This is a genomic window from Actinoplanes derwentensis (assembly GCF_900104725.1).
Lineage (GTDB): Bacteria > Actinomycetota > Actinomycetes > Mycobacteriales > Micromonosporaceae > Actinoplanes > Actinoplanes derwentensis.
The window spans coordinates 9,684,655-9,704,109 of the sequence record NZ_LT629758.1 but is presented as its reverse complement, the minus strand read 5'-3'; the positions used below and the strand labels follow the sequence as shown (position 1 = coordinate 9,704,109).

At 70.5% G+C, this 19,455-nt stretch carries 21 protein-coding genes; 8 read left to right on the top strand and 13 right to left on the bottom strand.

Annotated elements, in window-relative coordinates; translation table 11 throughout:
* Positions 1–56 precede the first annotated feature (56 nt).
* The 3 genes from BLU81_RS43380 to BLU81_RS43370 form a co-directional block, all read right to left on the bottom strand.
* Positions 57–2,063 carry a GGDEF domain-containing protein gene (locus BLU81_RS43380; protein WP_092555032.1) on the bottom strand — a complete coding sequence of 669 codons (2,007 nt, stop codon included), beginning with the start codon at positions 2,061–2,063 and terminating at the stop codon, positions 57–59.
* Positions 2,064–2,141: 78 nt separating this feature from the next.
* Positions 2,142–4,139, bottom strand: a complete 1,998-nt coding sequence (gene thrS / locus BLU81_RS43375) for a threonine--tRNA ligase (RefSeq protein WP_172890744.1) — start codon at positions 4,137–4,139, stop codon at positions 2,142–2,144.
* Positions 4,140–4,191: 52 nt separating this feature from the next.
* Positions 4,192–5,109, bottom strand: coding sequence for an ADP-ribosylglycohydrolase family protein (locus tag BLU81_RS43370; RefSeq protein ID WP_092555030.1), 918 nt, complete (start codon positions 5,107–5,109; stop codon positions 4,192–4,194).
* A 97-nt stretch (positions 5,110–5,206) separates the two neighbouring features.
* Here BLU81_RS43370 and BLU81_RS43365 point away from each other — a divergent pair, with 97 nt between their 5' ends.
* The 4 genes from BLU81_RS43365 to BLU81_RS49400 all read left to right on the top strand — a co-directional run bounded on the left by BLU81_RS43365 (position 5,207) and on the right by BLU81_RS49400 (position 9,945).
* Positions 5,207–5,896 carry a response regulator transcription factor gene (locus BLU81_RS43365; RefSeq protein WP_092555028.1) on the top strand — a complete coding sequence of 230 codons (690 nt, stop codon included), beginning with the start codon at positions 5,207–5,209 and terminating at the stop codon, positions 5,894–5,896.
* A 2-nt stretch (positions 5,897–5,898) separates the two neighbouring features.
* Positions 5,899–7,320 (top strand): HAMP domain-containing sensor histidine kinase, encoded by a 1,422-nt coding sequence (locus tag BLU81_RS43360; protein ID WP_172890742.1) that lies wholly within the window; start codon positions 5,899–5,901, stop codon positions 7,318–7,320.
* Positions 7,321–7,541: 221 nt separating this feature from the next.
* The gene (locus BLU81_RS43355) at positions 7,542–9,770 is read left to right on the top strand and encodes an RICIN domain-containing protein (protein ID WP_092555026.1); all 2,229 of its coding nucleotides are present in this window, start codon (positions 7,542–7,544) and stop codon (positions 9,768–9,770) included.
* Between the two features lie 28 nt (positions 9,771–9,798).
* On the top strand, positions 9,799–9,945 hold the full coding sequence (locus tag BLU81_RS49400; protein ID WP_172890740.1) for a hypothetical protein: 147 nt from the start codon (positions 9,799–9,801) through the stop codon (positions 9,943–9,945).
* Here the strand turns inward: BLU81_RS49400 and BLU81_RS43350 are convergent.
* Together BLU81_RS43350 and BLU81_RS43345 are read right to left on the bottom strand one after the other, a co-directional pair.
* Positions 9,936–10,958 carry an adenosine deaminase gene (locus BLU81_RS43350; protein ID WP_092555024.1) on the bottom strand — a complete coding sequence of 341 codons (1,023 nt, stop codon included), beginning with the start codon at positions 10,956–10,958 and terminating at the stop codon, positions 9,936–9,938. The two genes, BLU81_RS49400 and BLU81_RS43350, sit on opposite strands and share 10 nt — an antisense overlap.
* Before the next feature lie 11 nt (positions 10,959–10,969).
* The gene (locus BLU81_RS43345; RefSeq protein ID WP_092555022.1) at positions 10,970–11,698 is read right to left on the bottom strand and encodes a trans-aconitate 2-methyltransferase; all 729 of its coding nucleotides are present in this window, start codon (positions 11,696–11,698) and stop codon (positions 10,970–10,972) included.
* A 63-nt stretch (positions 11,699–11,761) separates the two neighbouring features.
* Between BLU81_RS43345 and BLU81_RS43340 the strand changes: the two genes are divergently transcribed.
* Together BLU81_RS43340 and BLU81_RS43335 are read left to right on the top strand one after the other, a co-directional pair.
* Positions 11,762–12,739: an aldo/keto reductase gene (locus tag BLU81_RS43340; protein ID WP_092555020.1), complete on the top strand. Its 978-nt coding sequence runs from the start codon at positions 11,762–11,764 to the stop codon at positions 12,737–12,739.
* On the top strand, positions 12,733–13,005 hold the full coding sequence (locus BLU81_RS43335) for a hypothetical protein (protein WP_092555018.1): 273 nt from the start codon (positions 12,733–12,735) through the stop codon (positions 13,003–13,005). Before BLU81_RS43340 ends, BLU81_RS43335 begins: the two co-directional genes overlap by 7 nt.
* A gap of 98 nt (positions 13,006–13,103) precedes the next feature.
* Here BLU81_RS43335 and BLU81_RS43330 read toward each other — a convergent pair whose 3' ends face one another.
* The 7 genes from BLU81_RS43330 to BLU81_RS43300 all read right to left on the bottom strand — a co-directional run bounded on the left by BLU81_RS43330 (position 13,104) and on the right by BLU81_RS43300 (position 17,264).
* Positions 13,104–13,307 carry a cold-shock protein gene (locus BLU81_RS43330; protein WP_011905669.1) on the bottom strand — a complete coding sequence of 68 codons (204 nt, stop codon included), beginning with the start codon at positions 13,305–13,307 and terminating at the stop codon, positions 13,104–13,106.
* 343 nt (positions 13,308–13,650) lie between these two features.
* Entirely contained in the window at positions 13,651–13,923 is a 273-nt protein-coding gene (locus BLU81_RS43325; RefSeq protein ID WP_092555016.1) for a DUF4235 domain-containing protein, read from the bottom strand.
* On the bottom strand, positions 13,923–14,285 hold the full coding sequence (locus BLU81_RS43320) for a DUF3618 domain-containing protein (RefSeq protein ID WP_092555014.1): 363 nt from the start codon (positions 14,283–14,285) through the stop codon (positions 13,923–13,925). Before BLU81_RS43320 ends, BLU81_RS43325 begins: the two co-directional genes overlap by 1 nt.
* Positions 14,282–14,716 carry a phage holin family protein gene (locus tag BLU81_RS43315; protein WP_092555011.1) on the bottom strand — a complete coding sequence of 145 codons (435 nt, stop codon included), beginning with the start codon at positions 14,714–14,716 and terminating at the stop codon, positions 14,282–14,284. The genes BLU81_RS43320 and BLU81_RS43315 overlap by 4 nt, the downstream gene beginning before the upstream one ends.
* A gap of 49 nt (positions 14,717–14,765) precedes the next feature.
* Complete coding sequence (locus BLU81_RS43310) at positions 14,766–15,935, bottom strand: mechanosensitive ion channel family protein (RefSeq protein WP_092555009.1); 1,170 nt, start codon at positions 15,933–15,935, stop codon at positions 14,766–14,768.
* Positions 15,936–16,056: 121 nt separating this feature from the next.
* Positions 16,057–16,878 carry a DUF1206 domain-containing protein gene (locus tag BLU81_RS43305; protein WP_092555007.1) on the bottom strand — a complete coding sequence of 274 codons (822 nt, stop codon included), beginning with the start codon at positions 16,876–16,878 and terminating at the stop codon, positions 16,057–16,059.
* Between the two features lie 59 nt (positions 16,879–16,937).
* Positions 16,938–17,264, bottom strand: coding sequence for a hypothetical protein (locus tag BLU81_RS43300; protein ID WP_092555004.1), 327 nt, complete (start codon positions 17,262–17,264; stop codon positions 16,938–16,940).
* Positions 17,265–17,307: 43 nt separating this feature from the next.
* On the opposite strand from BLU81_RS43300, the gene BLU81_RS43295 reads away from it, so the two are divergent.
* On the top strand, positions 17,308–17,592 hold the full coding sequence (locus BLU81_RS43295; protein WP_092555002.1) for a GNAT family N-acetyltransferase: 285 nt from the start codon (positions 17,308–17,310) through the stop codon (positions 17,590–17,592).
* 2 nt (positions 17,593–17,594) lie between these two features.
* Here the strand turns inward: BLU81_RS43295 and BLU81_RS43290 are convergent, their stop codons facing one another.
* A complete protein-coding gene (locus tag BLU81_RS43290) occupies positions 17,595–19,151 on the bottom strand; it encodes a glycoside hydrolase family 3 protein (RefSeq protein ID WP_092555000.1) in 1,557 nt (518 codons plus the stop codon).
* Between the two features lie 135 nt (positions 19,152–19,286).
* Between BLU81_RS43290 and BLU81_RS49395 the strand changes: the two genes are divergently transcribed.
* Positions 19,287–19,427, top strand: a complete 141-nt coding sequence (locus BLU81_RS49395) for a hypothetical protein (RefSeq protein WP_172890738.1) — start codon at positions 19,287–19,289, stop codon at positions 19,425–19,427.
* Positions 19,428–19,455 lie beyond the last annotated feature (28 nt).

Sequence of the window (19,455 nt, the reverse complement as noted above, 5' to 3'; positions counted from 1 at the left end):
CGTCCGGTTCGCCCGTGCCCAGCCCCTCGTCCACGATCGCATCCTATGCGGAACCGTCAGTTCCGCAGCTGGGGGAACACTCCGTACAGGTGGAACCGGCCGTCGCCGGCGCGCTTCGCCGCGTACATCGCCGAGTCGGCGTAGCGGAGGACGTCGTCGGGGCTGTCGCCGGGCCGGGACAGGGCGATGCCGATGCTCGCCGGGGTGCGCAGTTCGTGTCCGCCGATGATCACCGGTTCGTTCAGGGCGGCGATGATCCGTTCCGCGATGAGCACCGCGTCGATCTTGTCGTGCAGGTCTTCGGTCACCACCGCGAACTCGTCGCCGCTCAGCCGGGCCACCGTGTCCTCGGTGCGCACACAGGTCCGCAGCCGGTCCGCGATCACCGTCAGCAGGGTGTCCCCCACGTCGTGGCCGTGGGTGTCGTTGACCGGTTTGAACCCGTTCAGGTCGAGCAGCAGCACTCCGGCGGGGCGTCCGGTGCGCCGGGATCGGGCCAGCGCGCCGGTCAGCCGCTCGCGCAGCAGGGCCCGGTTGCCCAGTCCGGTCAGCATGTCGTGCATCGCCTGCATGGTCAGTTCGGCGGTCAGTGCCACGCTGCCCAGTGCCAGTGACACCTGGGTCCGCAGCGTGTGCAGGGCTTTGACGAGCTCGTCCGGCAGTTCCTGGCCGGCGGCGACGATCATCAGGCCGAAGAACCGTTCGCCGCTGAGCAACGGCAAAATCAAGATCGGCCGGTCCGGGTACGATTCGAGCCCGGTGACGCCGAGCGCGGACCAGCCGGCCGCCGCCACCACGTCACCCGCGGTCAGCCGGGCGAGCAGCGCGGACGGCACCGCCGAACCGGGCAGTTCGACGCCCAGCAGGTCGGCGGCGTCCGCCCCGGAGGTCTGCACCACGGTCCAGTACTCAGCCTCGGGCCCGGCGATCACGATCGAGGTCCGGGCACCCGGCTGCCCGGCGAGCAGGGTGGCGGACGCCTCGGCGGCGAGCCGGTGCACCTCGGCGGCCTCGGTGGTGCGCAGCAGTGCGGTGCCCAGGTCGCTGAGAACGTGTTCCCGGTCGATCGCCACCTGTAGTGCAGTCATCCCGGCGTCGACCCGCAGCGCCATCCGGCCGTTGTCGTGTACCCCGGCGACCTGCCGGGCCACCACCAGGCCGGTGAGCAGGATCGCCCCGCTCAGCACCGCCCAGGCGCCCCGGTCCAGGTCGTCGCGGCTCAGCATGCCGACCAGCAGCAGGTCTACGGCGGCGACGGCCACGTAGGGCAGCAGGCTCGCCGGGCGGCGGACCGAGGGCTCCCGTACCGGTTCGCCGTGGGTGGCTCGGCGGATGTGCGCGACGTTCGCGGCGATCACCGCGACGATGAAGATCTGCTCCGCGGCGAGTACGAGATGTGGGTACCCGGTGCCGGCCAGCACCGGCTGCAGGAGCCCGATCGCCAGCTGGGTGATCGCGGCGGTCATCGCCCAGCCCATCGCCCGGCGGCTGATTCCGGCCACCCCGCTGATCCAGAGCCGGGCGATCGCGAAGAGCCCGGCCAGTGGGGCGACGGTGGTCAGGATCGACCGTGCGGACGTTCCCGGCCCGGCCAGGAAGCAGTAGACGAAGACCGCACCGGCGGTCATCACGGTGGCCATGTCCAGGCCCAGCCGCAGCCGGCTCGCCGACCAGGGGGTCCGCACCGGCGTGGTCAGCAGGGCCGGGATCAGGAAGGCCGGCACCAGCAGGTCCAGCAGGACCACCAGTGGAGACGCCGACGGGAACGAGCGGTCGCCGGCCGCCAGCAGGTGCACCAGCTGGATCACGGTGGAGAGCGCCATCGCGGACCAGGCGCAGCCGGTGAGGAACAGGTGCCGCCCGGCGGCCTCCTGTCCGGCGTCACGAGCGGCGGCCCAGGCCCGCCAGCCGGTCCAGGCCAGTACTCCACTCAGCAGCGGCGCGGCGAGCTTGGAGAGGGTGATCTGGAGGTCCCAGCCGCCCACTCCGAGCACGTGCACCACGAACAGGACCGCTGCCAGTGCGTACCCCGCCAGTGCCGGTCTCGGCGTCCGGAACCGCATGCCATCTCCGCTCCCGCCGCCGCACCAGAGCGGTGACTACTCCGCGTTCAGGTCGGGCGGCGGGAGCCGAAACTTAGGTCAGGCGGCGGAGGGGCCGGTGTTGATTCGGGAGCGAACCACGTCGGCGACGTGCGCGACGGCCTCGTCGATCGAGACGCCGTTGCGCTGTGAGCCGTCCCGGTAGCGGAACGACACGGTGCCGCCGTTGACGTCGTCGTCGCCGGCGATCGCCATGAACGGGATCTTCTGCTGCTGCGCGGTGCGGATCTTCTTCTGCATCCGGTCGGTGGAGTAGTCGACCTCGGCGCGGATGCCGGCCTTCTTCAGTTTCGCCACGAACTCGGCGAGGTAGTCGGCGTGGTCGTCGCGGATCGGGATGCCGACCACCTGCACCGGGGCCAGCCAGGCCGGGAACGCGCCCGCGTAATGCTCGACCAGCACGCCGAAGAACCGCTCCAGCGAGCCGAACTTCGCCGAGTGGATCATCACCGGTTCCTGGCGGGTGCCGTCGGCGGCCTGGTATTCGAGGCCGAACCGGGACGGCATGTTGAAGTCGTACTGGATGGTCGACATCTGCCAGGTCCGGCCGATCGCGTCCTTGCACTGCACGCTGATCTTCGGGCCGTAGAACGCCGCGCCGCCCGGGTCGAGCACCAGGTCGAGGCCGGACTCGGTCGCCACGTCCTCCAGGACCTTGGTGGCGGTCTCCCACTGCTCGTCGGTGCCGATGAACTTGTCGCTGTCCGGGTCCCGGGTCGACAGTTCCAGGTAGTAGTCGTCCATGCCGAAGTCGTCCAGCAGCGAACGGACGAAGTTCAGCAGGTGCTTGATCTCGCCGGGGGCCTGCTCGGCGGTGACGTACGAGTGCGAGTCGTCCTGGGTCAGGCCGCGCACCCGGGTCAGGCCGTGCACCACGCCGGACTTCTCGTAGCGGTAGACGGTGCCGAACTCGAACAGGCGCATCGGCAGCTCACGGTAGGACCGCCCGCGCGACCTGAAGATCAGGTTGTGCATCGGGCAGTTCATCGCCTTGAGGTAGTAGTTCGCCCCCTCCAGCTCCATCGGCGGGAACATCGTGTCCTTGTAGTAGGGCAGGTGTCCCGAGGTCTGGAAGAGGTTCTCCTTGCTGATGTGCGGGCTGCCGACGTACTGGAAGCCCTCTTCGATGTGGCGGGCCCGGACGTAGTCCTCCATCTCCCGCTTGATCACACCGCCCTTGGGGTGGAAGACCACCAGGCCGGAGCCGATCTCGTCGGGGAAGGAGAACAGGTCCAGCTCGCTGCCCAGCTTGCGGTGGTCGCGGCGCTCCGCTTCGGCAAGACGATTGAGGTACGCCTTCAGCTCGTCACGTGACGGCCACGCCGTGCCGTAAACCCGCTGGAGCTGCGGGTTCTTCTCCGAACCGCGCCAGTACGCGGCGGCCGAGCGCATCAGCTTGAACGCCGGGATCAGCCGGGTCGACGGCAGGTGCGGCCCCCGGCACAGATCGCCCCAGACCCGGTTGCCGTCCTTGTCGACGTTGTCGTAGTGGGTCAGCTCGCCCGCACCGACGGCGGCGGCCTCCGCGTCCACGTCACCCTTGATGTCGACCAGTTCCAGCTTGAACGGCTCGTCCTTCAGCTCGGCCTTGGCCTCGTCGAGCGTGCCGTACTCCCGGCGGCGGAAGGTCTGCCCGGCCTTGACGATCTCCTGCATCCGCTTCTCGAGCTTCGTCAGGTCCTCCGGCTGGAACGGCTTCTCCACGTCGAAGTCGTAGTAGAACCCGTCCCGGATCGGCGGGCCGATGCCCAGTTTCGCCTCCGGGAAGACGTCCTGCACGGCCTGCGCGAGGACGTGCGCGGCCGAGTGGCGCAGCACGTCGAGCCCGTCCGGGGTGTCGATGGCGACCGGGGTCACCTCGGTGTCGGCGGCGGGCGCCCAGGTCAGGTCACGCAGCCGGCCGTCGGCCTCGCGGACCACGACGATCGCCTTCGGCCCGTGTGCCGGAAGCCCGGCGGCGGCCACCGCGTCGGCCGCCGTAGTCCCGGCCGGGACGACTAGGGGGTCGGCCACGACGGGCGTACGGGGTGCAGACACGGTGATCTCCATTCGGAAAACGATTAGGCGCCCTGATGTTATCCGCCGGGCGTCACCACGCGGTCCAGGAGGGGAGCGGCTCGCGGGCGGCACGCCACGCCCCGGGGACGCCGTCCACGCCGGTGTACGCGGCCACCACTCCCCCGGCGATCGCGGCGGTGGTGTCCACGTCCCCGCCGGCGACCACGCACGCCGCGACGGCCGCCGGGTAGTCGTCCAGGAAACGGTCGGCGACCCAGAGCGCGAACGGCACGGTGTCCTGCGCGGTCGCCTGCCCGCCGGAGCCGAGCCGATGCGCCGCCTCCGGCACCGGCACCGTCAGCCCGGCCGCCTCGATCAGGCCGTCGTGCACCGCCCCGGCCGGAGTGTGCCCGGCGGTGGCCCGGAGCAGCTGCCCACGGTCCGGGCGGTGCCCGTTCAGACGGGCGGCGGCGGCCACCGCCGCGGCCACGGTCACCGCCACCCCGCCGGCGATCCCCTCCGGGTGCGCGTGCGTGACCTCGGCCGCGCGTACCCCCGCGATCGCCGCGTGGGCCAGGGAATCCGCATGCCAGGCGCCCAACGGTGCGGCCCGCATCGCCGCGCCGTTGCCGCACGACCCCTGACCGTTGAACGCCGCCGACGCGGCGATCGGCCAGGGCAGGCCCTCGCGGATCTGGCGGAGCATCACGACGGCGCCCGGACCGTAGCCGCGGTAGGGCTCGAAACGGGCGGCGAGCAGCTCGGCGAAACCATCGCGATCGAAATCACCCTCGGACTCGTTCGCGGCCAGGACGGACACCAGACAGCAGGCCTGTTCGGTGTCGTCGGTCCACTCCCACGGCGCCGGTGGAACGCGGGCTTCGAGCAGGTCGGAGGGCTTGTTGCCGGGCACGAAGTACTGCGCGCCGAGGGCGTCGCCGACACTGAGGCCGGCCAGGCTGTCGAGGGCCAGCGCGAGGCGCGTACCGGGGAAAAGTGTGAATGACATCGGTACTTCGGATCGTATTCCATCACTGAGCGTCATCAAAGGTTCTCGCTCCATCACCCTTTAGGTCCGGCCTTGCCAGGGACGCTACGGTCTTCGCATGGCCACGGTGTTGCTCGTCGAAGACGACCATGTCGTGCGCGGCGCCATGCTCCGTTCGCTAGCCGACCGGGGGCACGCCGTGCACGCCGTCGGCACCGCGCTGGAAGCTCTGCGGCGGGTCGCCGCGGAGACTCCCGATCTGGTCGTCCTGGACCTCGGGCTGCCCGATCTGGACGGTTCGGACGCGCTGCGGATGCTGCGTGGCATCACCGATGTGCCGATCATCATCGCCACCGCGCGCGACGACGAGCAGACCGTCGTGCGCCTGCTGCGGGCCGGCGCCGACGACTACATGGTGAAGCCGTTCACCGGCGCCCATCTGGACGCCCGGATCGCCACCGTGCTGCGCCGGGTGGGCCGGGCCAGCCGGGCCGCGCAACCGGCCGTGCACGAGGTGGGCGAGCTCCGGGTCGACGTCGGCGAGCGCAGTGCCACCCTCGGCGATCAGCCGCTGGCGCTGACCCGCAAGGAGTTCGACCTGCTGGCCTACCTGGCTGCCCGGCCGGGCCGGGTGGTTTCCCGTCGTGAGCTGTTGGAGGAGGTATGGCGACAGCCATCGGTCGGCGAGGACCAGACCATCGACGTCCATTTGTACTGGCTCCGCAGGAAACTGGGCGAGTCCGCGGCGAAGCCCCGCTTCCTGCGCACCGTGCGGGGGGTCGGATTCCGGTTGGTGGCGCCGGACTGAGGTTGCGGCTGGCGTACACCACCGCCGCCACCACCACCGTCGCCGCGCTCGTCTTCCTCGTCCCGCTGGGCTGGAGTCTGCGCAACGACCATCGGGACGCCGCTCTGGCGCAGGCCGCCGAGCGGACCTCCACGGTGGCCGGCGCCATCACGGCCGGCGCCGACGGCAAGGGTGTCGCCGCGGCGATCGCGGCGGCCGGTGGTGAGCCGGTGGTGCACACGCCCGGTGTCGCGCCGGCTCCGGGTGGCCGGGCCGGCGCCGCGCTGATCGACCGGGCGGCGACCGCGTCCGAGCCGACCGTCGAGGACGTCGCGGGCGGGGTGGTGCGGCTCCAGCCGGTCACCCTGAGCGGGCGGACCCTGGTGGTCGAGGCGTTCGTGCCGGGCCCGGTGCTCAACGAGGACACCGCCCGGGACTGGTGGCTGCTGATCGGCCTGGCCGTGGTCCTGGTCGGCGGCTCGGTGTTCGCCGTGGACCGGCTGGCCCGGGGCGCGGTCTCGTCGGCGCGGCATCTGGTCGACGCGGCTCTCGCGGTCGGTGGTGGCGATCTGGCGGTCCGGGTTCACCCGTCCGGCCCACGGGAGCTGACCGAAGCGGGGTACGCCTTCAACCGAATGGCCGACCGCTTGGTAACCTCTCGCACCGACGAGCGTGAATTGGTCGCCGACCTGTCGCACCGGCTGCGGACTCCGCTGACCGCGTTGCGACTGGACGCCGAGGCGCTCGACCCCGACGACACCCAGATCATCGATCTGACCGCCGACGAGGTGGACCGGCGCCGGGGGATCAGGCGCATCCGGCAGGCGATCGGCACCTTGGAGGACGAGGTCAACCACCTGATCAACACGACCCGGCAGGCTGTCGCGGACCGGGTCGCCGCCGAGCCGGAGGACGGGCTCTGCGACGTCAGCGAGGTCGTCCGGGAACGGATGATGTTCTGGTCCGCGCTCGCCGCCGACCAGGACCGTCAGTACCGGGTGATCGGGGCGCATCTGCGCATCCCGGTGCCGGTGGCGCGGGCCGAGCTGGCCGCCGCGCTCGACGCGGTGCTCGGCAACGTCTTCCGGTACACCCCGCAGGGGACCGCGTTCGAGGTGGCGCTGTCGCGCCGGGACGGATGGGTGGCGTTGCGCATCGACGACGCCGGCCCCGGCATCCCGGACCCGGAGAACGCGCTGCGCCGCGGCCAGAGCCAGCAGGGTTCGACCGGGCTGGGCCTGGACATCGCCCGCCGGGCGGCGCAGGCCACCGGCGGCTCGGTGAGCCTGGACCGGGCCACTCTGGGTGGTGCCAGCGTGGTGATGCTGCTGACCGATGCCGACGCGGCACCGAAACAAGCGAGCCGGTTCGGGCTCGTCGGCCGGGGCCGGCTGGCCCGCGACCGGAGCCCGGAACGACGCCGCAGCCGGCGAGGAGACGAATGAGCCGACGGGTCCCTCGTTCGGGACAGCGCTTGCTTATATCTTCTTTAGGAACGTTCCTTCGGAACCGCCTCAGTGGCAAGGTTCCCTCCGATCCCATCGGGTTTCCCGGTTCGCATCCCGCAGCGCGTCCCCCGCGCCGCGATCCGCGAAGCCACCGCGCGGTGGGAGGCGGTCACCCCATGGACCCCTCCCACCGCCACCAAGCTCGACAAGGAGACGCCGTGTCCGCGCATCGCCGGCCGACGTTCCGCGGGTCGCCGCCAGGACGGCGCCGCGCGGCGACCGCGCAGAAGCAACTGCGAACACGCTCAGCGACTTTCCGGTTCCTTCCGGTAGCCCTCGGCCTGGCACTGCTCGGTGTCGGCGGCGTGGTCGGGCCCAGTGTGATCGGCTCCAGCCGGTCCGCTGACGACTTCGCCCTGACCTCCCTGCCGGCCGACGCACCCGAGGAGGGCCTGGTCTACAGCGGACTGCGTCTCGCCTCGTCCGACTCGGTCTGCGCCGGGGCGTACCAGGTGTTCGACCAGACCTGCACGCACGGCCCCGATCCGGCTCCGGCCGGTCTCGCGGTACGCCGGGACGTGGCTCCGGTGACGGCGGGCGGCAGTGAGGTGACCCCGGTCCGGCAGGAGACCGACACCGTTCCCGGTGACGCCGAGATCGCCCGCGACGAGGGCGGCAGCGCGATCACCGCGAACGCGCCGGCGCTGATCCCGGACGCGGCCCCCGGTCAGGCCGACTTCATCCTCGGGCCGGACGACGTGGCCTGCGCCGGTGACGGCCGCACCGGCAAGCGGGTGCAGCTGCTCTACCTGCACGAGGCGGGCGGTGCGAGCCGGTACGCGAAGTTCCTCAACTCGTTCCGCACGTGGGCGGCCGGGGTGGACGCGATCTACGACGCGAGCGCCGGCGAGACCGGGGGGTCCCGGCACATCCGCTACGTGACGACGCCCGAGTGCCGGGCCGACGTGGTCGAGGTACAGCTGCCGGGCGGCTCGCTGCGGTCGTTCGCGTCGACCATCGACTCGCTGCGGAGCCTGGGTTACAACCGGGCCGACCGCAAGTACCTGATGTTCGCCGACACTAACCTCTACTGCGGCATCTCCACCTACGTGAACGACACCCGGCCGGGCCGGGGCAACCGCAACAACGGCGGCCCGTCGTACGCCCGGGTCGACGCCGGCTGCTGGAGCGCCACGATGGCCGCCCATCAGCTCACCCGATCGCTCGGCGCGGTGCTCACCGACTCGCCGAACGCCACCGGCGCGGGCAGCTGCACCGACGGGTACGACCTGCTCTGCGGCGAGGACCGCACCGGCAAGCCGATGAAGAGCGTGTGCCCGAAGCAGAACTTCATCCGTCTCGACTGCGGGCACGACGACTACTTCAGCACCAACCCGGAGCCGGACAGTTACCTGGCCGACCACTGGAACGTGGCGCTCAGCGACTTCCTGCTGCGCAGTGACGGCGGCGACGACATCCCGGACGCACCCGGCGCCACGGTCCCGGACCAGGGCGCTCCGGCCCCGGACGCCGAGGCCTCGACCGTCCCGGTGCCGAGCAGCGCCGCCCCGAGTGCCAGCGGTTCCGTCCCGCCGGCGCCGGACCCCTCGGTCACGAACGCCGGGCCGGGTCTTCCTCTGCCGCTGCCGAGCATTCCGGACGGGGTGGTTCCGTCGGTGGCGGTGGCGCCGGTGGCCCGGTACAACGCCACCAGCGGCACCGGTGACCAGGACGAGAACGCCAGCCCGGATGTGCCGCCGGCTCTCACCGACGACGGCGTGCAGGCGGTGCTGGAGATCCGTGAGGCGACCAGCGGTTCGGTCCGCCTGACCTGGAGTGCCGCCGCCGCGGACGCCGAATACGAAGTCTCGGTCGACGGTGAGCCGGTGGCCTCCACCCGTGCCACCCGAGCCCGGCTGATCGGGTTGAAACCGGACGCGAAGTACCTGGTGGAGGTCCGGAACCGCAAGCTCGGTTACCGCGCCAAGGGCACTGCGGAGACGGCCCCGGCGGCCCGCCCGGTGCAGAACTCGTGGTTCGTGCTGACCAACTCGCTGACCGGCGGCGCGGCCGATCTGTACGCGGCCCGGTCCGCGGACGGCACCCCGATCACGCTCGGCAACGACGAGGGTGGCACTCAGCAGCAGTGGCAGCTCGTACCGGCCGGGAACAACACCTATTCGATGGTCTCCAAGGCCAGCAACAGGTGTGCCGTCCCGCTCGGTGGCGAGGCGGTCGCCGGGGCACCGCTGGTGCAGGGTGACTGCCGGTCCGGAACAGCCACCCGATGGACGCTGCGCGCTTCGGCGTACGGTTTCACGATCCGCGCCGCGACCGGTGATCTGGTGATCGGCGCGGGCGCTCAGCGCTTCGGCACGTACCGCGTGCTGGTCTTGCAGAAGGACACCGAGCAGCGGCATCAGAGCTGGACGGCAGTGCCGGACTGACGCCGCCGGCGACAGGAGACGAACTTCCATGCCCGACGTACTGAGTGGCCAGAAGACCGAGCCGGACGAGGATCCGGCCCGGTTCTCCCGGAAACGCCTGGTGCGATGGTTGACGATCCTGACCATCGGCACCGCGATGATGTGGGCCTGCTGGCAGGACCCGCTCTACCTCTGAGCCGCCGCGTAGGCGTCGATCTCGGCCAACAGCGTGGCCTTGCCGTCCGCGGTCCGGAAACTGTGCCGGACCGCGGTGCGGGCCAGCCCGGCCACTCCGGTGGCGTCCAGGTTCAGCAGGCGGGCGGCGGTCGCGTACTCCTGCTCCAGGGTGGTCCCGAACATCGGCGGGTCGTCGGAGTTCACGCTGACCGGCACCCCGGCTGCGATCAGCCGGCCGATCGGGTGCTCGTCCAGGTCGGCGACCGCCCGGGTGCGCAGGTTGGACGTCGGGCAGACCTCCAGCGGGATCTGGTGCTCGGCCAGGTAGGCCATCAGCTGCTCGTCCTGGGCGGCGGAGATGCCGTGCCCGATCCGTTCTGCGCCCAGTTCCCGGATCGCGTCCCAGATGGTCTCCGGGCCGGTGGTCTCGCCGGCGTGCGGGACGCTGTGCAGCCCGGCCGCGCGCGCCTGGTCGAAGTACGGCTTGAACTGCTGCCGCGGCACCCCGATCTCCGGCCCGCCCAGCCCGAAACTGATCAGGCCGTCCGGTCGCTCGTCGAGGGCGATCCGCAGCGTCTGGTCGGCGGCCGGCAGACCGCCCTCACCGGGGATGTCGAAGCACCAGCGCAGGTCGACGCCGAAGTCGCGGGCGGCGGCGGTCCGGGCGTCCTCGATCGCCTCGCAGAACGCCTTGGCGGCGATGCCCCGGCGGACACTGGAGTACGGCGTGACGGTCAGTTCGGCGTACCGCACGTTCTGCCGGCCCAGCTCGCGGCCGATCTCGTAGGTCAGCAGCCGGACGTCCTCGTCGTCGCGGATCAGGTCGACGACGCTCAGGTAGACCTCGATGAAGTGCGCGAAGTCCCGGAACTCGAAGTATTTCGCCAGCAGTTCCGGGTCGGCCGGAACCGGCGAGCTGCCCTCGTGCCGGGCGGCCAGCTCGGCGACGATCCGCGGGGACGCCGAGCCGACGTGGTGGACGTGCAGCTCGGCTTTGGGCAGGCCGGCGATGAACGACGTCAGGTCGGTCAAGAGAGTTCTCCTCAGGTAGTTGCCACCACGAAGATACGGCGGAACGGGAACGCGACGAGGCCGTGCCGCTCCGGATACAACTCCGCGAGGCGGGGTGCGAGCTCGGTGCGGAACGCGGCCCACTGCTCGTCGTCGAGCGCGGCCCGCACCGGCCGCAGCGCGGTCCCCTCGACCCAGTTCAGCACCGGATGACCGGCGTCCGGGACGACCGGCAGCAGATGCAGGTAGGTGGTCTCCCAGGCGTCGACGGTCGCGCCCGCCCCGGTCAGCAGGGCGGCGTAGTCGGCCGGGTCGTCGACCGGGTCGGCACGCAGCTCGACGGGGGCCAGCTCACGGATCGCGCGGTGGGCGGGGCTGTCGAAGTTGCCGGGGACCTGCATCGCGATCCAGGCCCCGGACGGCAGCTCGGTCACCCAGCGGGCCAGCATCCGCTGATGGCCGGGCACCCATTGCAGGGCGGCGTTGGTGACGACCACGTCGACGTCCGGCTCCGGATGCCAGTCGGCGATGTCGCCGAGCCGGAATCCGGGACCGGCCTTCTCGATCATCTCGGGGGACGAGTCGATGCCGGTCACCCGGGCACCCGGCCAGCGCTCGGTCAGCGTGCGGGTCAGGTCGCCGGGGCCGCAGCCCAGGTCGGTGACGGCCCGTGGTTCCTGGGCGCCGATCCGGTTGACCAGGTCGAAGAAGGGCCGGGAGCGCTCGGCACCGAAGCGTGAGTAGACGGCGGGATCCCACATGACAGCCTCCAAACCGTACGTACGTTTTGTTTGAACCTAACACTCGGGCGGTAGGGTCTCAACGTGGAAAATCGAACCTTTGGCAAGCTGGGACGCAGTGTCGGTGTGGTCGGTCTGGGCGCCTGGCAGCTCGGCGCCGACTGGGGCGAGGTCAGCGAGGCCGACGCGCACGCCACCCTGGAGGCGGCCGTCGGCGCGGGCGTGACCTTCATCGACACCGCCGACGTCTACGGCGACGGCCGCAGCGAGCAGATCGTCGGCTCCTTCGTGAAGGACCGGCCCGGCCTGACCGTCTTCACCAAGATGGGCCGCCGCCTGCCGCAGGAGCACGCCAACTACAACCTGGACAACTTCCGGGCCTGGACCGACCGCTCCCGCGCCAACCTCGGCGTCGACACCCTGGACCTGGTGCAGCTGCACTGCCCGCCCACCTCGGTCTACAGCTCGGACGAGGTCTACGGCTGGCTGGACACGCTGGTCGAGGAGAAGCGGATCGCGGCGTACGGCGTGAGCGTCGAGCGGGTGGACGAGGCTCTGACCGCGATCGCCCGCCCCGGCGTGGCAAGCGTCCAGATCATCCTGAACGCGCTCCGCCTCAAGCCCCTGGAGCGGGTGCTGCCGGCCGCGGCCGAGGCCGGGGTCGGCATCATCGCCCGGGTTCCGCTCGCCAGTGGCCTGCTCTCCGGGCGTTACGACACGAGCACCACGTTCGCCGCCGACGACCACCGCAACTACAACCGCAACGGCGACGCGTTCGACGTCGGCGAGACGTTCTCCGGTGTCGACTTCGAGGTCGGCCTGGAGGCGGTCCGCCGCCTTCGCCCGCTGGTGCCGGAAAACGCCACGATGGCGCAATTCGCCCTGCGATGGATCATTGATCAGCCCGCCGTCACCGTCGTGATCCCGGGCGCGCGCAACCCGGAACAGGCACGCGCGAACGCGGCTTCGGCTGCCCTTCCTCCGCTCTCGCCGGAAACCGGAGAATTGATCACCGCGGTCTACGATGAGTTGATTCGCCCGCAGGTGCACGACAAATGGTGAAGCATGAAAGCGAATCACCGCGGTTGATGGGCTGGCTCGCCATGTCACTCGGTCTGCTGGCCATCACCATCGGCGGGGTATGGACGCTTCAGGGCCTCGACTACCTCGGCACGGGCCTGATGAGCGGCAAGACTCTGTGGGCGGCGGTGGGCGGTGCCCTGATCGCGGTCGGCCTGCTGCTCGTGGTCCTGGGGATGCGCCGGCGCACGGCCGCGGGCCAGAATCCGGGCGGCCCCGGTGACACCGCCGGGCCGAACCCGGGCTGACGAAAGAGGCCCCGCAACCTCGATGAGGGTGCGGGGCCACGGTCGGGCCGACCTCCGCCAGGCGGTCGGCGCACGGTCTCAGGACCGGTTGATAGGTCTCAGAGCGGGCGAACCTGCTCCGCCTGCGGGCCCTTCTGGCCCTGGGCGATCTCGAACTCGACCCGCTGGTTCTCCTCCAGAGTGCGGTAGCCGCTCGTCTGGATGGCCGAGAAGTGGACGAACACGTCAGCACCCCCGCCGTCGACGGTGATGAAGCCGAAGCCCTTGTCTGCGTTGAACCACTTCACGGTTCCTTGCGCCATGCTGAACTCTCCTTCTGAAAATGCCGGCCCGCCCAACCGCGGCAGCGCGGGGCCGATGACCGTTTTCGAGCAGCGGTGCCACGAGGCGGCCTTTCAGGAGGACGTCCCATCCACCCGGCCCTCACGACACCTGTCGACCATCCCGGGAAGGGTCGGTGTCACTCGGGTCAAGCAGAAGCAGCGAACCACGTACGCAAAAACTGGCCACACTGTACCCGAAAATCGGGCCGTAAAGCTGCCCCGGGAAGGTATCCAAAAATGGGTGACCGATATGGAAAAGGTCCCCCACTTCCACGGTGCGAAGCGGAGGACCGGCAAGACTCTCGTCTATGCAGAAGTTGATCTAGTCAGGCCAAGTTCCGGTCAGTTTGTGAGTGGTGATGACACCCCCACGATGAACCGCCGCCTTCACGATCGAGAAGATCGCGCCCTGCAGTGCGGCGGCGATCAGGATCTCGGTCCAGCCGCGATCCGGGTCGCCCGCGTCCGGCGCGTCGTCCTCGCCGGCGACGACCTTCCACGCCTGCTTGAAGAGGAAACCGGCGGCCGCACCGGCCGCGAAACCGGCGGCCACGTTCATCGGCTTCAGCGCCATTTTCGACATCTTGCCCGCCATCAGCGCCTCCCTCGGACGATCAGGATGATTCCGGCGAGTGCCGCGATCCCGGCGACGGTCAGCATCAACGGGAGCGGATTGGCCCGCACCCGGACGCCGGCCTCGTGCGCGAGTTCGCGCGGCGGCGTCTCGCGGACGCGGCCGGTCATCTCGGCCGCCCGGGTCAGCACTCGCTGCTTGGTCTCCTCGACGTGCACCAGGGCACGCTGTTTGGTCTCCTCGACCTGCTCACGGGCCCGGGCCTTGACGTCCGCCCGGCCGGCGAGGGCCTGGACGGTGGCACCGAGCTCGGCGCGGGTCTGCCGGATCTCGGCGCGCAGCTCGGCCAGGTCCGGTTTGACGTTCCCATTCTTGTCGCTCATGCCCGGCTACGCTCCTTGACCGCGTGCTTCACTTCGTCGACATCGGCTTTCACGCTCTCGATCGCGGCCGACGGCTCGGGCGGGACGGCCCGGCTCACCTGGCCCTTACCCAGCAGGGCGAGCACCCCGGCGATGACGAAGAGGACCACCGTGACGATCAGGGCCGCCAGCCAGAGCGGCAGGACCAGGTCGAGGGCGATGATCCCGGTCGCGATCGCCGCGCCCACCCCGTACATCGCGAGTACGCCCGCGCCGCCGAACAGGCCGGCGCCGATGCCGGCCCGCTTGCCCTTCTCAGCGAGTTCGGCCTTGGCGAGCGTGATCTCATCACGCACCAGGTGACTGAGCTGCTCGCTGGCACGCTGCACCAATTCGGCGGTGGATTGATCGGCCAGTGGCCGTACGGGAACGCCGTTCAAGACGTCGGCCATCGTGTTCCCCCTTTCCGTGTGACAGGGGTATGCCCTGATCAGGAGTCACTCAATCCTTACTGTCGGACGCAACCGGCACCGGACCACCGAAAACCACTCCACGGGCATCACCGTCGATCCCGCCGCTGAACACCCGGGCGGCGGAGGACTCGGCGCCCGGCCCGCGATGGTCGTCCGGCTGGGGCGCGGCAGGCACCTTCGCCTCCACCTCCGCACGCACCCGCGGCGCCGACCCACGCTGGTGCTCCCAGATCCAGCCGACCAGGCGCTCGCGGACCAGGCAGCGCAGATCCCACAGGGCGGCCGCGTCGTCCGCGCTGACCAGGGCCCGCAGTCGGATCCGGGCGTCGGTCGCCTGGGTCACCTGCAGCACGCAGACCTTGCCGTTCCACAGGTCGGAGCCGTCGCAGACCCGCTGGAGCTCGGCCCGGACCGGTTCGATCGGGGTGGACCAGTCGACGTCGATCTCGGCCGTCCCGAGCACCGCCGACGACGTGCGGGTCCAGTTCTGGAACGGCTTGGTGGTGAAGTACGACGTCGGCAGGATGAGTCGCCGGTCGTCCCAGATCTGTACCACCACGTACGTCAGGGTGATCTCTTCGATCCGGCCCCACTCCTGCTCGACCACGACCACGTCGTCGACCCGGATCGCGTCGCTGAAAGCCATCTGGAGCCCGGCGAACACGTTGCCGAGAGTGCTCTGTGCGGCCAGGGCCGCCACCACGCTGATCAGACCGGCGGAGGCGAGCACACTGGCCCCGAGTGCCCGGATGTCCGGGAACGTCATCAGCATGACGCCGCCGGCCAGCACCACGATGATCGCCACCGTGACCCGGCGCAGCATCACCACCTGGGTCTTGATCCGGCGGCGGCGCAGGTTGTCCGGCACGTCGGTGCGCCACTTGGCGAGCGCCACGTCCTCCAGCACCAGCAGCATCGCGCCGACCAGCCAGGCGAAGGCGGCGATGACGAGCAGCACCAGGGTGTGCACGAGACCGGACCGGCCGGGGAACTCACCGGCCCAGATCCTGATCGCCTGCTGCACCGCGACGAGGGTGACGGCGGCCAGGAACGGCCGGTGGATCTTGCGGGCCATGTCGGCGGCGAGTGTCGACCGGCGGCCGATCCGTTTGATGATCCGGTGCACGATCTCGACGAAGATGATCGCCACGGCCGCTGCTCCGGCGACGGCGAGCAGAGCGGTCAATACGCTTGACACTTGCCTTCCCTCCCACGAGCGATGTCACACGAGCGTCAAGCTTTGCCCGCTCCGGAGGGCTGACACACGGCAGCGGCGGATGTCAGACAAAGCTCACATCCGCCGCGGTGGTGCAGAAGGGTCAGATCTTGCGGTACTTGGACTGGGCGAGGCAGTAGACACCGAACGCGGCGATCCCGGCGGCGATCAGCACCAGCAGCCACACGCCCCACGAGTTGGCAGCCAGCGTCTTGAGCGCGGCGTCCAGGCCACGGGCCTTCTCCGGGTCGTAGTTCAGCGCGGCGGAGACCACGAGCAGACCGGCGATCGCGTACGCGGTGCCCTTGGCCATGTAACCGGCCATGCCCAGCCGGATGATCGGCTTGCGGGTGCCGGCCGGCATCTCCTGGGTGTTCAGGTGACGGGTGAACTTCTTCTTGTAGCCGTAGATCGCCATGCCGACACCGACACCGAGAACGATCAGGCCGATCAGGCCGACCAGGATGCGCCCGCCGTCGGAGTCCATCAGCCCGGCGGTCATCCCGGCGTTGCTGTCACCCATCGAGGCGTCGGCGCCCTGGACCACCTTGACCGCGTTCCAGGCGAGGTAGGAGTAGAGGACGGCGCGGACACCGTTGAGAACCCGCTCGGCCATGGCGCGGCGGTCCTGCGGGCCGCTCTCACCGATCGCGGCCTCGAAGGCCTGCCAGATCGCCATGGCGACGAGGCCGACGGCGATGATGATCAGCAGTGTCTTGCCGAACGGCTGCTTGGCGATGGCCTGAAGGGCTCCGGACTGGTCACTGTCCTGACCGGAACCGCCCATGGCCACCTGGAGGGCGATCCAGGCGAAGAGCAGGTGGATGATGCCGTATCCGATGAAGCCGCCCCGGGCCAGGTACTCCAGGGGCTTGCTCTCGGCGGCCCGTGACGCGGTGTGCTTGACGTTCGAGGCTGTGGACATGCCCCCCAATGTGACCAGGAGCGACGATCGTCAAACTTGCCGCATCTCGCACCTGGCGTCTAGCGCGAGACCTCGAGCTGGATCGCGTCGGACGTCACGCTCGCGAGGGACACCTGGAGACCGCCGACGTCGACCGCCTGCTGGCCCTTGGTGAGCTGGATCTGCTCGCCGGCGATGTCCACGGTCACGGTGTTCTCGTCGGCGGAGACGAACTTGGCCTCCACCCCGAGCACCTCGACCTTGGCGTTGGTCTCCCGCGCGATGCTGACGGTGCACTGGTCGAGACCACAGCTCACGTCGTCACTGCAACCGGTCAGGAGGGTGAGGCCCAGGGCGGCCGAGGCGAGGGCGGTGGCGATGCGGCGGCGAGGAGCGGAGATCAACACCCATCCGACGGTACGGGATTCAGTTGAACATAAGCTGTGAGAGGTGAGTGACCTTTCGGTACGCGACAACGCCCCTGAGCACCGCTTCGAGCTCCTGGTCGACGGTGAAGTCGGCGCTCTGGCCACCTACCGCACCCGCGACGACGTGGTGACCATCCTGCACACCGAGACCGCCCCGGAGATGCGCGGGCGGGGCCTGGCCGGGGAACTGGCCCGGCAGACCCTCGACCAGATCCGGGCACGCGGCGAACGCGTGGTGCCCGCGTGCCCGTTCTTCGCCGAGTACATCGGCGCGCACCCGGAGTACCGGGACCTGGTCGCCCACTGAGTTCAGACGGCCACCGGCTGCGGCACCGGGGCACCGGCGATCAGCTCGGCGGCGGCCCGGCCCAGCGCCCGGGTGGCGCCGTGGGTGGCGATGTGCACCCCACCGGCCACGGTGACCGGGATGCCCATCTCGACCACGATGGTGTCCGGGCGGACCTCGAGCACGGCACGCAGCGCCCGCTCGATCCACGGGTGGCGGTGCACGTCCCGCACGACCAGGATCAACGGTCGCTCCCCCACCCCGGCGAGCACCGCGGCGGCCGGGTCGGCGAGCGGTTCCAGGTCCTCGGCGGAGAACCGCACCGAGGTGGTGCCGGGCCGCAGTTCGGTGAGCGGGCCGCCGACACCCCACGGGGTCTCGCTGCCGATCGCGATGTTGCGCGGTGGCGCGAACTCGACGACGTGCGGCACCCCGTGCACCGGCAACGCCGGACCGTCTCCGCCGGTGGTCACCCGGACCGCCCGGCGCGCGGCCTCGAAACCGATGACCGAGCCGAGGACGGTGGCGCCGTCGGCGGCCGCCGCGTCGGCGACGGCGCGGGCTCCGGTGGCGGTCTGCGTGCTCGTGGTCCAGGCGGCCAGGGCACGGACCCGGGCGACCGCGTCGCGCAGCCGCTCCTCGGGCAGTTCGCCGGAGCGGACCGCGGCGACGATGGCGTCCCGCAGGCGGATCGCGGTCTGTTCGTCGTCGTGGCCGCCGCCCACGCAGATGGCGTCGGCCCCGGCGGTGAGGGCCCGGACCGTGGCGCCCTCCAGGCCGTAGCGGCGGCGCACCCCCTGCATCTCGATGCCGTCGGTGACGATCAGGCCGTCGAAGCCCAGTTCCCGGCGGAGCAGTCCGGTCAGGATCCGCGGGCTCAGGGTGGCCGGGACCTCCGGGTCGTAGGCCGGGACGAGCAGGTGACCGGTCATCACCGAACGGGCGCCGGCCGCGATGGCCGCCCGGAACGGGACCAGTTCGCAGGCGATCAGTTCGTCCTCGGTGCGGTCGATCACCGGCACGTCGTGGTGCGAGTCGACGGCGGTGTCACCGTGGCCGGGGAAGTGTTTGGCGCAGCCGGCCACCCCGGCGTCCTGGAGACCGCGGATGAAGGCCGAGGTGTGCCGGGCGACCAGCCGGGGCTCGGAGCCGAATGCCCGTACGCCGATGACGGGGTTCGCGGGGTTGCTGTTGACGTCGGCGTCGGGCGCGTAGTCGAGGGTGATCCCGGCGACGGCCAGCTCCCGGCCGAGGTCGCGGGCGACGGCCTCGGTCAGTTCCGGGTCGTCGATCGTACCGAGGGCCAGGTTTCCGGGCCGGGAACTGCCGAGACGGGACTCGAACCGGGTGACGTCACCGGCCTCCTCGTCGATGGCAACGATCACATCCGGGTTCTCCGCGCGCAGCCGCGCGGTGAGAGCCGCCACCTGAGCCGGGGACTCCACATTGCGGGCGAAGAGGGCGACACCGCCGAGCCCGACGCCGAGCCAGCGGCGGACCCAGTCCGGTGCGGTGGTGCCGACAAAACCGGGTTGCAGCACCGCAGCAGCCAGTTCCGGCAATTCGCCGTGAATCGACATGAGCCCCCGTACCTCCGATGTGTTCGTCGTCCGCGTCCCTCGCGTCTCCTGCGGGGAACACGTTCACACGCGCCACCGGGTTTAGTCAACAAACCTTTCTATTTCCCGTGACGCCGTGGTCATTAGAATGTGCACGTGCTCACTCCGCTCGCCGCGACCGGCACCGACTGGACCGACATCGACTGGTCCGAGGTGCACGCCGTCCGCCTACTCGGCGTGGCCCTGGCCGTCCTGATCCTGATCTGGGCGATCCGCCGCATGTTCGGCGGCAAATAGGGGTAACGGGGCGGCACCGAAAAGCCCC